Origin of the sequence: Nonomuraea ceibae, assembly GCF_019396325.1 — a bacterium.
Taxonomy (GTDB): Bacteria; Actinomycetota; Actinomycetes; order Streptosporangiales; family Streptosporangiaceae; genus Nonomuraea; species Nonomuraea ceibae.
In genome coordinates, this window is record NZ_JAHKRO010000187.1 from 1 (window position 1) to 11,747 (window position 11,747).

Annotated in this window: 13 protein-coding genes and 2 pseudogenes; 9 read left to right on the forward strand and 6 right to left on the reverse strand. The window is 69.1% G+C overall.

Annotated elements, in window-relative coordinates; translation table 11 throughout:
- Window positions 1-131, forward strand: a 131-nt coding sequence (locus KME80_RS52455) for a BBE domain-containing protein (protein WP_219519019.1), incomplete at its 5' end; no start/stop codon positions are given.
- A 46-nt stretch (window positions 132-177) separates the two neighbouring features.
- Here the strand turns inward: KME80_RS52455 and KME80_RS47875 are convergent.
- Complete coding sequence (locus KME80_RS47875) at window positions 178-1,752, reverse strand: MFS transporter (RefSeq protein ID WP_219518992.1); 1,575 nt, start codon at window positions 1,750-1,752, stop codon at window positions 178-180.
- Window positions 1,753-1,822: 70 nt separating this feature from the next.
- Between KME80_RS47875 and KME80_RS47880 the strand changes: the two genes are divergently transcribed.
- Complete coding sequence (locus KME80_RS47880) at window positions 1,823-2,413, forward strand: TetR/AcrR family transcriptional regulator (protein WP_219518995.1); 591 nt, start codon at window positions 1,823-1,825, stop codon at window positions 2,411-2,413.
- 499 nt (window positions 2,414-2,912) lie between these two features.
- Window positions 2,913-3,122: a hypothetical protein gene (locus KME80_RS47885; RefSeq protein WP_219519026.1), complete on the forward strand. Its 210-nt coding sequence runs from the start codon at window positions 2,913-2,915 to the stop codon at window positions 3,120-3,122.
- Between the two features lie 186 nt (window positions 3,123-3,308).
- On the opposite strand, the pseudogene KME80_RS47890 reads toward KME80_RS47885, so the two are convergent.
- A pseudogene (locus tag KME80_RS47890) lies at window positions 3,309-3,505 on the reverse strand (hypothetical protein); the annotation flags it as partial.
- 220 nt (window positions 3,506-3,725) lie between these two features.
- Between KME80_RS47890 and KME80_RS47895 the strand changes: the two are divergent.
- Together KME80_RS47895 and KME80_RS47900 are read left to right on the forward strand one after the other, a co-directional pair.
- Window positions 3,726-5,744, forward strand: a complete 2,019-nt coding sequence (locus tag KME80_RS47895) for a serine/threonine-protein kinase (RefSeq protein WP_219518997.1) — start codon at window positions 3,726-3,728, stop codon at window positions 5,742-5,744.
- The gene (locus KME80_RS47900; protein WP_219518998.1) at window positions 5,741-6,166 is read left to right on the forward strand and encodes a hypothetical protein; all 426 of its coding nucleotides are present in this window, start codon (window positions 5,741-5,743) and stop codon (window positions 6,164-6,166) included. Before KME80_RS47895 ends, KME80_RS47900 begins: the two co-directional genes overlap by 4 nt.
- A gap of 139 nt (window positions 6,167-6,305) precedes the next feature.
- Here KME80_RS47900 and KME80_RS47905 read toward each other — a convergent pair.
- Together KME80_RS47905 and KME80_RS51415 are read right to left on the reverse strand one after the other, a co-directional pair.
- A pseudogene (locus KME80_RS47905) lies at window positions 6,306-6,766 on the reverse strand (IS701 family transposase); the annotation flags it as partial.
- A 24-nt stretch (window positions 6,767-6,790) separates the two neighbouring features.
- Window positions 6,791-7,414, reverse strand: a complete 624-nt coding sequence (locus KME80_RS51415; RefSeq protein ID WP_219519003.1) for a TetR/AcrR family transcriptional regulator — start codon at window positions 7,412-7,414, stop codon at window positions 6,791-6,793.
- A gap of 36 nt (window positions 7,415-7,450) precedes the next feature.
- Between KME80_RS51415 and KME80_RS47915 the strand changes: the two genes are divergently transcribed.
- From KME80_RS47915 to KME80_RS47925, 3 genes are all read left to right on the forward strand, one after another.
- The gene (locus KME80_RS47915; RefSeq protein WP_246646995.1) at window positions 7,451-8,485 is read left to right on the forward strand and encodes a fatty acid desaturase family protein; all 1,035 of its coding nucleotides are present in this window, start codon (window positions 7,451-7,453) and stop codon (window positions 8,483-8,485) included.
- Complete coding sequence (locus KME80_RS47920; protein WP_219519006.1) at window positions 8,482-8,748, forward strand: hypothetical protein; 267 nt, start codon at window positions 8,482-8,484, stop codon at window positions 8,746-8,748. The genes KME80_RS47915 and KME80_RS47920 overlap by 4 nt, the downstream gene beginning before the upstream one ends.
- Window positions 8,749-9,372: 624 nt before the next feature.
- Window positions 9,373-9,768 carry a hypothetical protein gene (locus tag KME80_RS47925; RefSeq protein ID WP_219519008.1) on the forward strand — a complete coding sequence of 132 codons (396 nt, stop codon included), beginning with the start codon at window positions 9,373-9,375 and terminating at the stop codon, window positions 9,766-9,768.
- On the opposite strand, the gene KME80_RS47930 is transcribed toward KME80_RS47925, so the two are convergent.
- Window positions 9,704-10,840, reverse strand: coding sequence for a serine hydrolase domain-containing protein (locus KME80_RS47930; RefSeq protein ID WP_219519011.1), 1,137 nt, complete (start codon window positions 10,838-10,840; stop codon window positions 9,704-9,706). The genes KME80_RS47925 and KME80_RS47930 overlap by 65 nt on opposite strands.
- Window positions 10,841-10,981: 141 nt before the next feature.
- On the opposite strand from KME80_RS47930, the gene KME80_RS47935 reads away from it, so the two are divergent.
- A complete protein-coding gene (locus KME80_RS47935) occupies window positions 10,982-11,506 on the forward strand; it encodes a helix-turn-helix domain-containing protein (protein ID WP_219519014.1) in 525 nt (174 codons plus the stop codon).
- A gap of 50 nt (window positions 11,507-11,556) precedes the next feature.
- On the opposite strand, the gene KME80_RS47940 is transcribed toward KME80_RS47935, so the two are convergent.
- Window positions 11,557-11,747, reverse strand: a 191-nt coding sequence (locus KME80_RS47940) for an SRPBCC domain-containing protein (RefSeq protein ID WP_219519017.1), incomplete at its 5' end; no start/stop codon positions are given.

Here is an 11,747-nt window from a genome sequence, read left to right on the forward strand (position 1 = left end):
TCACCTTCCTCAGCCCCGGCGAAAGCGCGGCCGACGCCTTCACCCCGGCCGCACTCGATCGCCTGCGCGACGTCAAACGCCGCCACGACCCGCACGCCGTCTTCCGCAGCAACTTCCCGGTCCACCCGTGACGGGCGATGACCGTCTGCCCGATTGCATGGTTTCCCGTCGGGGTTGTCAGCGACTTGGTTGTTCCTGGCGCTCACTTCGGGGTTCCAGTGTTTTCCATGCTGTCCAGATCAGGTCGATGGCGTAGATCACGACCCAGACGCGCAGGGCGGTCGTCGTGAGCGCCGCCATGTCGAGACCTCCGCTCAACAGGCTGCGGACGCTCTCATAGAGGTCGACGCTGTCGGGGCCGATGCCGAGGATCGTCGCGAGCGAGAAGTCAGGAACAGCCACCCAGGCGGCGGCGACCGCCGCGGCGAGCAATGCGCTGTGCGCGGCGAAATCGGTGAGGAGCTTGCGACGGGACTTCGGTGTCTTCGTCTCGGCCGTTGCTTCTTCGGCTGCCGGGGCTGGAGCGCGGCCTTCGCCGGCCGGTTCGGGAGCGGAGTGCGGTCCGGCCGGCCAGTTCGTGACGCCGAGCCGTTTCACCGCGGCGGGGACGAGCGCCGCGCCTGACGCGATGATGGCTGCGCAGACGGCGCAGGCGAGCAGCCAGCTCCCCGACTCGTAGAGGAAGCCTGCCGCGAGGGAACCGGTGAATGCCCCGGCGAGGCAGGCCGCTTCGTACAGGCTCATGCCGCGGCCCAGGTGGGCGCGGCCCACGGCTTCGGCGATGACGGCCTGCTGCACCGGGATCACCGCCGCCCACGCGACCGCGGAGAGTATCCAGAGTGCTGCAACCCACGCCGGACCGGGCGCGAACGCGAGCCCTACGGCGAACAGCGCGCTCGCCAGCGCACCGAGCGTCAGCATCCTGCGTCGCCCGAACCGGACGACGAGGCGATGCAGGTGGGAGGGGAGGATGCTCATCGCGATCGCGCCGGGAAGGAACACGTAGGCGATCTCCGCGACGCCCAGCCCGAACCCGCGTTGCAGGTGCAGGATCAGCAGCAGGCTGATCGCCGCCTCGGCGGCCATCGTCACCGCCACGGCCAGCAGCATCGGGCGCAGCCTGCCGCCCAGCCCTGCCAGTGAGACGCTCGACAGTTCCGCGCCCGCGGGGGCCGTGCTGTCGGTGGTGACGCGCCGGTTCCTGGTGCTGAGGAGGTCGGCGGCAGCCACCAGGCAGCACACGGCGATGCCGATGAACACCCACAGGTAGTCCGTGATGGACAGCACGATGATCGCGGGCACCAGGATCAGCCAGCCGCCCGTCTCCTCCGCGGCGACGAGCTTGGCGAACACGCCCGAGTCCACGGGCAGGCGTTCACCGATGATCGCCCGTATCGCGACCCAGAGAAACGCCCCGGCGGCACCTGTCACGACGGCTGCCGCCAGCGCGACCGGCAGCCCGGTCGACATCGCGTACAGTCCGCACCCGATCCCGTAGCCGCCTGCGCCGATCGAGGCGACGACCGAGCGGTCCGCGCGATCGACGACGACGCCGGCGAGCGGGCGAACGGCGAACGCGACCAGCTGGCTCGCAGCGATCAGCAGGCCGGTCTCCCCCGCGGACAGGCCCAGCACGGCCCCCGCGAAGAGCGGCAGAACGAAGTCGATGACCTGCTCCGCGCCACTGGTGAGTGTCGCGCTGTTCAGCGTCCGGCGCTCATGACGAAAGGCGGACGTATCCGCAGCAGTCATCGGCTCTCCATCTTGGTAACACGAACGAACTAGCAAAAGTATGTTAGCACGACCGTGTTAACATGGGTGGGTGCCGAAGCTCATCAACCACGACAAGCGGCGAGAAGAGATCGCCGAAGCCACCTGGCGCGTGATCCTCGCCGAAGGCATCAGCGGTGTCTCGATCCGCACCGTCGCCGCGGAGGCCGGGCTCTCCACCGGATCGCTCAGGCACGTTTTCGCCAGCAAGACCGACCTGCTCGTGCACGCCATGCAACTGGTGGACCAGCGTGCGTGGAAACGCATCCGCCGCCACCTCGCCGAGCCCGACCCCCGCGCGCTCACCCTGTCGGTCATCCGCGAGCTGCTCCCGCTCGATGCCGAACGCCGGGCCGAGATGGAGGTCAACATCGCGCTCATCGCCGAAGCCCCCGGCGACGACCAGCTCAGACAGGTCCGCGACGAGACGTACGAGGTGCTGCGGGACGCGTGCAGGCAGCTGATCACCAATCTTCACCAGCACGGACTCACCGCGCCCGATGTCGACGTCGACGAGGCCACGACAGCGCTTCACGCGCTGATCGACGGACTTGCCATCCACATGCTCATCAACCCGAGCCCGGCATTTGCACAACAAGCCCTGCAGACGATCGAAGCCGGCATCGACGGCTTGCGCGGTTAGCGACGCAGGCTCGCCACAGCATGGGGCTGGACATGCGGCCCAAAGCCGTGCGTCCGTGCCACGGCAACACACCGGCACGCCGTCCCTGGGCATGACATGGCGGTGCCCCCGCCCAGTGCGCGTAGCCCGGGCGGGGGCGTGGCGGCCACCGCCTGACAAGGTCGCGGTGGGAGTCCCGGAGCGTTCGCCGCTGGTGCCACAGCCGAGCAGAGCGATCCCCCCGAAAGGCTCTGCCGGGCTGGTCACGAAGCTCCGAGCGCCGCACTCATTGTGGCACCCGGCCTACGAATCGCTCGCAGGTGGACGCTCCTGGCGTGGCGCGCAAAGCCTGGGCAAACCCGGGCTGGTCCGGGGAGCGCCGGTACGGCCGGCGCCCACCTGAAGGGGGTGAAGGGAGCGACCGCGCAGGCGAGACACCGCGTGGCATTCATCGGTCCGGATTCCCGCCTCCGCAGCACATCCCCCAAGGCTGACTGAGGACAGAGCGACCTTTACCGGCGTGGAGCAGACCTGTCGCGCCTGGCGGGAGGCACCGCTGCCGACGGGAGCTCGAACGGGCCAGCACGCCATCTTCCTCAGCGGGCCCGTCTCCATCGCGGCAGTGCTCGGCGCCCGGCTCGCGTCGCCCGAGCATGGCCGGTGGACCGCCTTCACCTTTGATGCGGCCAGCAACACCTACGAGCCCTTCCCTCCGCCGATCGCCGTCTGAGGCCGAGGACATGAGGGACTTCGGCAGTGCATGGCGAGCGCGGTAGGAAACTGCCGGTGCGCATGGTTGCGGTGCTGGCCACAACGCCGCCAGTAGACGCGTCGCCGGCCACCGCTGTCTCCGACCGAAGCCGGTCTGGACCAGGCGTTCCACGCGTATCGGCAGATAGGGAATCTCCATGAGCCTTGCCGCGGTAGCGCTGTGCCCATCGCCGGGTGGTGGTGACGGCGATTTGGAAGCGTTCGGCGGCGCAGCGGCCAGCCGTCCTCGACGGCACAGCGGGCCAGGCGCAGACGGCTGAGCTTGGTCAGTGGCGCGTTACGATGATATTGGGGATATGAGGGCCTTTCTGGTTGGCGTGTAGGTGCCGCACGCCACGCCAAACCGACGTCCTCACCCTGGGTCTGTGTCGTCCCCGTGCCTCATCTCTGCGCTCAGTACAACTAGCCTTGATCATTCAAGCGGCTGTCCGAATCTGGTGAGCAGCGCAGCTTGGCAGACTGGCCAGCCATACCGGGCTGGAGACCGAGTAAGTCCCCCGCTTCGGACCACGGCACCGTAGGGTTGCTATCCAGATGAGAGCCTTCCCAGCCGGAGGCGCATGTGACTGATGTCGAACCCCTGAGAGCGTGTGACCCCAACAGGGTGGGATCCTTCCGGCTGCTCGGCCGGATCGGCGAGGGCGGACAAGGCGTCGTCTATCTAGGCGCCAACGATGCCGGCGAGCGGGCGGCGGTCAAGCTGCTACACGCCCGATCGGGCGACAACCCCCAAACCGGTTCGCGGCTCGTCCGTGAGCTGCAAGCCGCCCAGCGGGTTGCTCCCTACGCCACGGCGAGGGTCCTGGAGACTGGCATGGATGGCAACGCCGCCTATATCGCCAGCGAGTTCATCGAGGGCCCTTCCCTGCGCGAAGTCGTGTTGGCCGACGGGCCGCTGCGCGACGCTGCGCTGCACCGGCTCGCCGTCGGAACAGCCACCGCACTCGCGGCCATTCACCGCGCCGGGGTCGTGCACCGCGACTTCAAGCCGGCCAACGTGCTCATGTCTGCCGACGGGCCGCGGGTGGTGGATTTCGGCATCGCCCGCGTGACCGGGACCGGCACCACCACCAGCGAGGCGATCGGTACCCCTGCGATCCTCGCACCTGAGCAGATCGTCGGTGACGAGGTGGGCACGAAGGCTGACATCTTCGCCTGGGGAGCGACGATTGTCTTCGCAGCGACTGGTGTCCTCCCATTTGGGAGCGACTCGGTGGCGCAGGTCCTGCACAGAGTCCTCAATGACGAACCCGATCTGAGCGCGCTGCCCGAGCCGTTGCGCGACGTGGTGCACTCCGCGTTGTCAAAGGCGCCGACCTCCCGCCCGTCGGCCCATGACATCTTGCTTCGACTGCTGGCTGTGCAAGGTAGAGCCAACGAGGTCCAAGGTGCCCTCACGGCGTCCGTCGCATCGGAGGCTGTCGCGGACGACACCGATCCGCTCCCGTACAGGATGCCTACCGAGATCTTCGCACGTCGGACTGCCTCAGCGGCCCTTGCGTCGGGCATCGTGGCGGGCATCGTGGGGGCCTTGGTGGGGCTTATCGTTTTCCTGCTGTCGACCAGGATCACCGTTACAGGGCCGGCATCACCGACACTGGCCTTATGGACAGCGGGTGCGGCGACCCTGGCGACGTCGCTGATTGTCTTCCTCCGTGGGAGGAGAGCTTCCGCGAAAGCGTACGCGCGAGGGTTGGCACTGCTGGACCGCGGCAGGGCTGATGCAGCGGTGAGAGTGCTGCAGGATGCAACGGCCGCCTTGGCCGGCGCGGAGCGGCTCCAGGCTCGTGCCAATCTCGCGGTCGCGTTGCGTGCGGCTGGACGTCTCGCCGAAGCGGAACGGGAGCTGTCCGTCGTCCTGCCCACCTTGCGGCAGGTCCTCGGCGACGATCATCCGGACACCCTCGCCACTCGTGCCAACCTCGCCGCGGTGCTCGCCGACGACGGCAGAACGGATGAAGCCGCCGCCCACCTGCGCGAGATCGTCTCCGCTGCCGCCCGTGTCCTCGGCCCCCACCACCCGCAGACCCTCACCGCCCGCGCCAATCTCGCGGTCGCGTTGCGTGCGGCTGGACGTCTCGCCGAAGCGGAACGGGAGCTGTCCGTCGTCCTGCCCACCTTGCGGCAGGTCCTCGGCGACGATCATCCGGACACCCTCGCCACTCGTGCCAACCTCGCCGCGGTGCTCGCCGACGACGGCAGAACGGATGAAGCCGCCGCCCACCTGCGCGAGATCGTCTCCGCTGCCGCCCGTGTCCTCGGCCCCCACCACCCGCAGACCCTCACCGCCCGCGCCAACCTGGCCGCCGCCCTGACCGGCAGCGAACAGACGGCTGCCGCGGAGACGGAACTGAGCGAGGTGGTACGCGCTCGGCAGCGAACTCTCGGCTGGGCGCATCCCGACACGTTGCGCGTGTCGGTGAACCTGGGCTATCTGTACCTGCGCACCGGCCAAACGGTACGAGCTCAGGAGCTGCTGGACGAGGTCGCCGAGACCGCCGCCCGCACCCTGGGCGAGGGGCACCCCGTGGCGGTCCGTGCCCGCGCGGGGGCCACCGGCGCGCAGGAGGCGGGCCGGTGAGGAGAAGCCGGGTCACGCTCACAATCGCCGTCGCGGCCGTCACCTCGGCGCTGGGCATCGTAATCAATCTCGCCACAGACCTGAAAGACGATCCACGGGCCTGGGGCGCACTGGTTCTCCTCACCCTGTTGTCCGGTGGCGTGACAGCCGCCGTCGACGCGAGCGGGCCGGTGGGCGGAAAGGTCACCACGGTGAGTCTGGTCAGCTGGTGGAAAGGCCGGGGTGCACCCCGTTTCCGCCGGTCGTCCAAGGTGCGCGGAATCATCTTGCAGATCGAGGTGGAGATTCGCCCGGATGGTACCCGGGTCGAGCGGACCTCGATCTTCTCGGAGAGCGTGGCCATGAAGCTGACCGGTCAGCTCCACCCGGGCGACGTCCCCACAGACTCCGTGCAGCCTCCTGAGCCGGGCGATGGACATTGAGCAGCGGTCACTGTACGGCGGCTACTACAGCCTGATTTCGTTATGTCGTAGCCAGCGCTTCCAGTCATGGCTGGCCCGTGTGCGGGTCTGGTGGTGGCGTCGGCGCTGGGACCAGGCGAGAGCGTGGGTGAGTGGGTGGTTAATCGTGGTGGTCAGATGTGTGCCGGGAGACGGCGGATCTCCGCCGGTGTGAGCTGGCCCAGGCCGCGTGGGCTGTTGGGGTGTGTGCGGCGGTGACGGCGAGGTAGGCGTGAGCGAGCATGGCGAAGGTGATGTGGCGGTGCCAGGCGTCGTAGCGTCTGACCTGGTAGTGGTCCAGGCCGGTCTCGTTGTTGGCGCTTTGGAAGCACTTCTCGATCGCCCAGCGGGCGCCGGCGACGGTGATGAGGTCCTCCTGCGTGGTGCCGACTTGTGCATGACACAGGTAGTGGGCCAGTTCGAGTTTGCCCTTGGCGTTGGGGGTCAGGCTGCGCCGGAGCAGGAGCCAGCGCTGATAACCGGGCTCGGTCTCGAAGTGCACATCGGCCAGTGCCCAGTCATGCAGCCGTTTCCTTTGGCGTCGTAGCCGCAGGAGCGGCGCTTCCACGCCTTCGGTGGGGCACATCCCGTTCACCGCATCCACGATCAGCAGGGCTTGACGCAGGGTGAGTGTGGGCATCGCTGTAGTGCGGTGGCACGTGCACGTACGGAATGCAGCGCCTTCGTCAGCGTTTCCGCAGTGGGGGCGCGTTCTGGGTCAATGAGGCGTTGCAGGATCAGCCCCGTCAGCAGGGTCAGGTAGAAGGCGCCGACCGCCCGCTGCGTCGCTGGGGGCGACGTCGCTTCGGCGAGCCATTGAGCCAATTCCACGCGGGCGGTCTCCTGGGCGTCAGCCAGTGCCTGGCGCAGTTGTGGCCGGCGCTCGGCCTGGGCGAAGACCTCGATGTTGGTCACGAAGACGGGGCGGTGGAGGTCGAGCAGTTCGATCGCCTGCTGCCACAAATTTTCATCTCCATCACGTGGCACCTCGCTCGCCATGGCCTGGCGCAGCTTGTCGGCCCACTCGGTGGTCGTCTCGATCATGGCGTCGACCAGCAGCGCGTCCTTCGATCCGAAGTGGTAGCCGATGGAGGCCAGATTGGCGCCGGAAGTCTTGGCGATGTCGCGTGCCGTGGTGTGCGCGTAGCCGCGTTCCTGCAGGCAGCGTTTGCGCCCTCGATCAGCTTGTCTCGCTCTTTCATTCTGCCAGCCTATCCAAACGAGCGTCACAAACACATGTTTTGCGCGGTCGATTCAAACGTGTGTATGGTCGTCGGCATGGCACAAGCAACCGCAACGGCCGTGAGCGACTTCAGCCTCCTGTCGAAACGCATCCAGCAGGCCGGACTCCTCGACCGGCGCCCCCGCTACTACCTGATCCGGATCAGCGCCGTCACAGCCGCCTACCTTGCCGGGGCGGCGGCGTTCCTATGGCTGGGCGACTCCTGGCTCCAGCTCCTCCTGGCCGTCTACTTCGCGATCGTCTTCGCGCAGGTCGCCCTGGTTCTGCACGATCTGGCTCACCGGCAGGTCTTCGCCAGCCGCCGCCCGAGCGAGATCCTCGGGCGGCTCGGCGGCAACCTCGCCATCGGTCTCGGCTACGGCTGGTGGATGAACAAGCACACCCGCCACCACGCCAACCCCAACCACGAGGAACTCGATCCGGACGTCGCACCCGACGTCCTGGTCTGGTCACAGGAACAGGCACGCAAGGCGCGCGGCCTGGCCCGGCTCATCGGCGGCCGGCAGGCGTTCCTCCTCTACCCGCTGCTCCTGCTCGAAGGGCTCAACCTGCACGTCGGCGGTGTGCGGGCACTGCGGCAGCCTTGGATGAAACAGCGTGTCCTGGAGGGCGTGCTGCTGTTCGCGCATTTCGCCAGTTACCTGGGTGTGCTGGCTTGGACCCTGTCACCGGGCAAGGCGCTGGCCTTCTTCGCCGTCCACCAGGGGCTGTTCGGCGTCTACATGGGCTGCGTGTTCGCCCCCGGTCACAAGGGCATGCCGACCCTGACCGGGGCGGCCAAGCTCGACTTTCTGCGCAAGCAGGTGCTCACCACCCGCAACGTGCGCGGCGGCAGGTTCACCGACATTGCCATGGGCGGGCTCAACTACCAGATCGAGCACCACCTGTTCCCGAACATGCCCACCCCCAACCTGCGCCTGGCGCAGCCCATCGTGCAGGCCCACTGCCGGCAACTGCGCCTGCCCTACCACGAAGTCAGTTTCGTCGCCTCGCATGGCGAGGCGCTGCGTCACCTGCACCGTGCCGGTGCTCCGCTCCGCGAGAAGGACCGCTCATGAAGGCCGGACGCAAGCCGGTGGCGCTGGTTCTCGGCTGCCTGCTGTTCCTGCGGCGCCGCCGGCCGTTGACGGTGCTGCTGCTGTCGATCGCCGTGTTGTTCGCCTACCACCTTGGCGCGTGGTCCACGGCTGGGTGGATCTGGCCGCTGTCGGTCGCCTACGTCGCCGCCGCCGGCACCGCGCACGTCCGCTGGGTGGCCGCGTCGGTGCCGCCCAGTTCACATACTCCGCCGTGGCGCCATTTCGGCCGATCGCGAGGATAGGCCGCTGGGAGCCTCGTACGGCCACGCCATGACCCTGCCCACTCCTCAGCTTCCTCAGCGCCCGAGGCCCGTCCGGCGCCGAGGATCACTCCAGTCCGGGACCCCGGTGGACATCATCCTTGACGCCTGCGCTCGCTTCGCTGCCCGCCTGCTGCTGCTGTCGCACCAACACGGCGAGCACGACCTGGACCACGCTGAGCGCGAGCGCTTTGCCGCCACGCCCGCTACGTGTGGGCATTCCTGGGCAGGGTGCCGATCGGCACCCCGGGCAGCGTCAAGCAAATAGCCATCAGTTCCCCCACGCACCTGCACCTGTGCTGAGAGGTCAAGCCGGCATGCTGCCGTCCCATTTGGGCAGGGGAAGATGACTTCGCCCCTGGCGGCAGGTAGGCCCGACATGATTCCCGGTTTCGGGATGCAGCGGCCGATCACCACCGACCTGGCCGCGCTGCGCCAGCGGGTTTACACCTTCGGTGCCAGGGCCGGACTGACCGAGCGCGGCTGCATGACCTGGTGATCGCCGCCCACGAGGCCGCCACCAAAGTGCTGCGCCACGGCGGCGCCAGCGGCACTCCCATCGCCTGGCTCGACGCCGACGGGTGAGCCTGGACGTCGTCGGCAGGATTGGCAGAGGCCGAGAAGGTGCCGCAGGACACCGGAAGCGAGCCGGCAGGGGCGCGCTTCACGCATCCCGATATGTGGGCGCATTTCGCGTGGGGGCGGGCCGAGTTCTGCGACATGGACGCCGCCGACCTGTTCCAGATTCACATGGTCGACGACGTGACGGGGAACCGGATCGGGTTGCGGTTCCGGACGATCTGGGCGCCGTTGGTGTTCGTGCTCACGGCGTTGTCGTCCCAGCCCGGGCATCCGCGGCTGCATGACCGGTCGTGGGTGCCGCCGCACGTCGCGCACATCCATCCGGAGATTCCCGCGCTGGTGGCCGACGCGGCGCTCAGGCTGGCCACGGGGCAGGGGGCGTTTCTGGAGCGGAATCGGTATCGGGCGCTGCACGGGTGAGGATGCCCAGGGTGAGGCCGGGTTCCAGGTCTTCGAGGTTCCAGCGGCCTTCGCGGCGGACCTGGTTGCCGGCCCAGAAGGCCATCGTCCCGGCGTCCAGGGAGCGGGCGTAGGCGGCCAGGGACCAGGAGTTGCCGCCGTTGTGCCAGGCGATCCGGCCGCCGTCGGTGCGGAGGATGTTCCACCCGTAGCCGTACGATTCGCCGTCGTTGCCGGTCGGCACGTACGCGGTGAAGAGCTTGGTCTTGGCGCTCGCCGGGAGGACGGCGTCGCCCATCAAGGCGCGGTGCCAGCGAAACAGGTCGCGGGCCGTCGAGAGCATGCCGCCGTTGCCGTGAAGGTTCCAGTACGGGCCGTTCGCTCCCCACGGATGCTCGTGCGGGCGGCCCATGCTCCTGCCGGTGGCGTCGTACTCGACAGCGACCTGGCCGGGTTTCCAGCGCGGCAGCACGTACCCGGTGCTGGTCATGCCGGCGGGCGCGAACAGGTGCTTGGCCAGGAAACGCTCGTAGCTCAGGCCGGAGACCGTCTCGATGACGGCGGCGAGCACGCTGTAGCCGGTGTTGGAGTAGTGGAACTCGGCGCCGGGAGGTGTCCGCAGCGGCGCTGACATCGCTCTGGCCAGCAGGTCGTCGCGGGTTAGCGGGGCGTAGTCGTCGCCGAGCGATTCGGGCAGGCCGGAGGTGTGGGTCAGCAGGTGCTGCACGGTGATGCCGCGCTTGCCGGCGGGGACCGCCCGGCCGAGGTGGGCGCTGATCGGGTCGGTCACCCGGAGCTCGCCCAGGACCTCCAGTTTCAGAATCGCGGCGGCGGTGAACTGCTTGGTGATCGACATGATGTCGTACGCCGTGTCGCAGGTGGCGGCGGTGCGCGTGGCGCGGTCGGCGAGGCCGAAGCCTTGGCAGTAGGTGATGTGGTCGCCGTGGGCCGTGAGGACGGTGCCGCCGGGGCCGCCGGGGCCTGCGGGGAGCGTGCGGGCGAGGAAGTCGCCGAGGGGTTCGTGGGATGCGGGGGAGCAGGCGGCCAGGGCGAGCGCCAGCAGCGTCAGGGCACCGGAACGGCTCCGGCTCATGGGACCTCCACGGGTGATCGTCGGGGGCCACCAGTTGACCGGCGCGGGCCGGGGTGAACAACATGTCGGGGTGTCCGGAACTGTGCGGGACACCGTACGGTCAGGTCAGGCAAGGGGCCGAGGTTCGATCAGAGGGGGACCATGAGCGTCACAGCACCGCCGTCACCGGCAGACGTCACCGACGAGGCAGCGTTCGTGGCCGGGCTCCGGGCGCTCAAGACGTGGTCGGGGCTCAGCTTCCGGCAGCTCGAACGCCGCGCCGCCGCCGCCGGTGACACGCTGCCGGCCTCCACCGCCTCGGGCATGCTCGGGCGGGTTCGGCTGCCGCGTGAGGAGGTGCTGGTGGCGTTCGTCCGGGCGTGCGGGCTCGGGGAGGAGGACGTGCGGGCGTGGGCCCGCGTACGCGCCCAGCTCACCACCGCCCCCGCTCCCACCTCGGCCCCCGCCCCCGGGGAGTCCGCGGTTCCCTGGGTGGACGGTGAGCCCGAGGTGGGCGGCACTGGCCGGGCGAAGAGGGCCGGGCGGCGAGCCCGTGGGTGGGGGCGGACGGTGGCCGCTGTGGCGGCGCTGGTGGCGGCGTTCGCCGGGGGTGCGGCGCTTGTGGCGGGTGCCGGGCAGGTCTCGGACGAGGTGCAGGAGACGACGACGGCAGTCGTCGCCCGGTAGACCTTCCGGCGCGCCTCGGCCGGGACGTGACAGGCGTCTGTGGCTGGGGCTCAGGCGTAGGGCCGGTGTCCGGCGTAGTCGGGGTCGGCGGGTTCGGCGGTGAGGTGGGCGTGCAGGGAGTCGAGCATGGCGTGCCAGCCGGTGCGGTAGTCGGCCGCCGGCTCGCGGCGCACCGGGCGGTGCAGCAGCACGAGGCGGGTGCCGTCGCCGTCGGGGGAGAGTTCCCAGCGCACCCGTGACT

Coding starts and splice junctions, on each gene's coding strand:
- KME80_RS47875 (WP_219518992.1), bottom strand. CDS start 1,752: ATGACTGCTGCGGATACGTCCGCCTTTCGTCATGAGCGCCGGACGCTG.
- KME80_RS47920 (WP_219519006.1), top strand. CDS start 8,482: ATGAAGGCCGGACGCAAGCCGGTGGCGCTGGTTCTCGGCTGCCTGCTG.
- KME80_RS47935 (WP_219519014.1), top strand. CDS start 10,982: ATGAGCGTCACAGCACCGCCGTCACCGGCAGACGTCACCGACGAGGCA.
- KME80_RS47915 (WP_246646995.1), top strand. CDS start 7,451: ATGGTCGTCGGCATGGCACAAGCAACCGCAACGGCCGTGAGCGACTTC.
- KME80_RS47930 (WP_219519011.1), bottom strand. CDS start 10,840: ATGAGCCGGAGCCGTTCCGGTGCCCTGACGCTGCTGGCGCTCGCCCTG.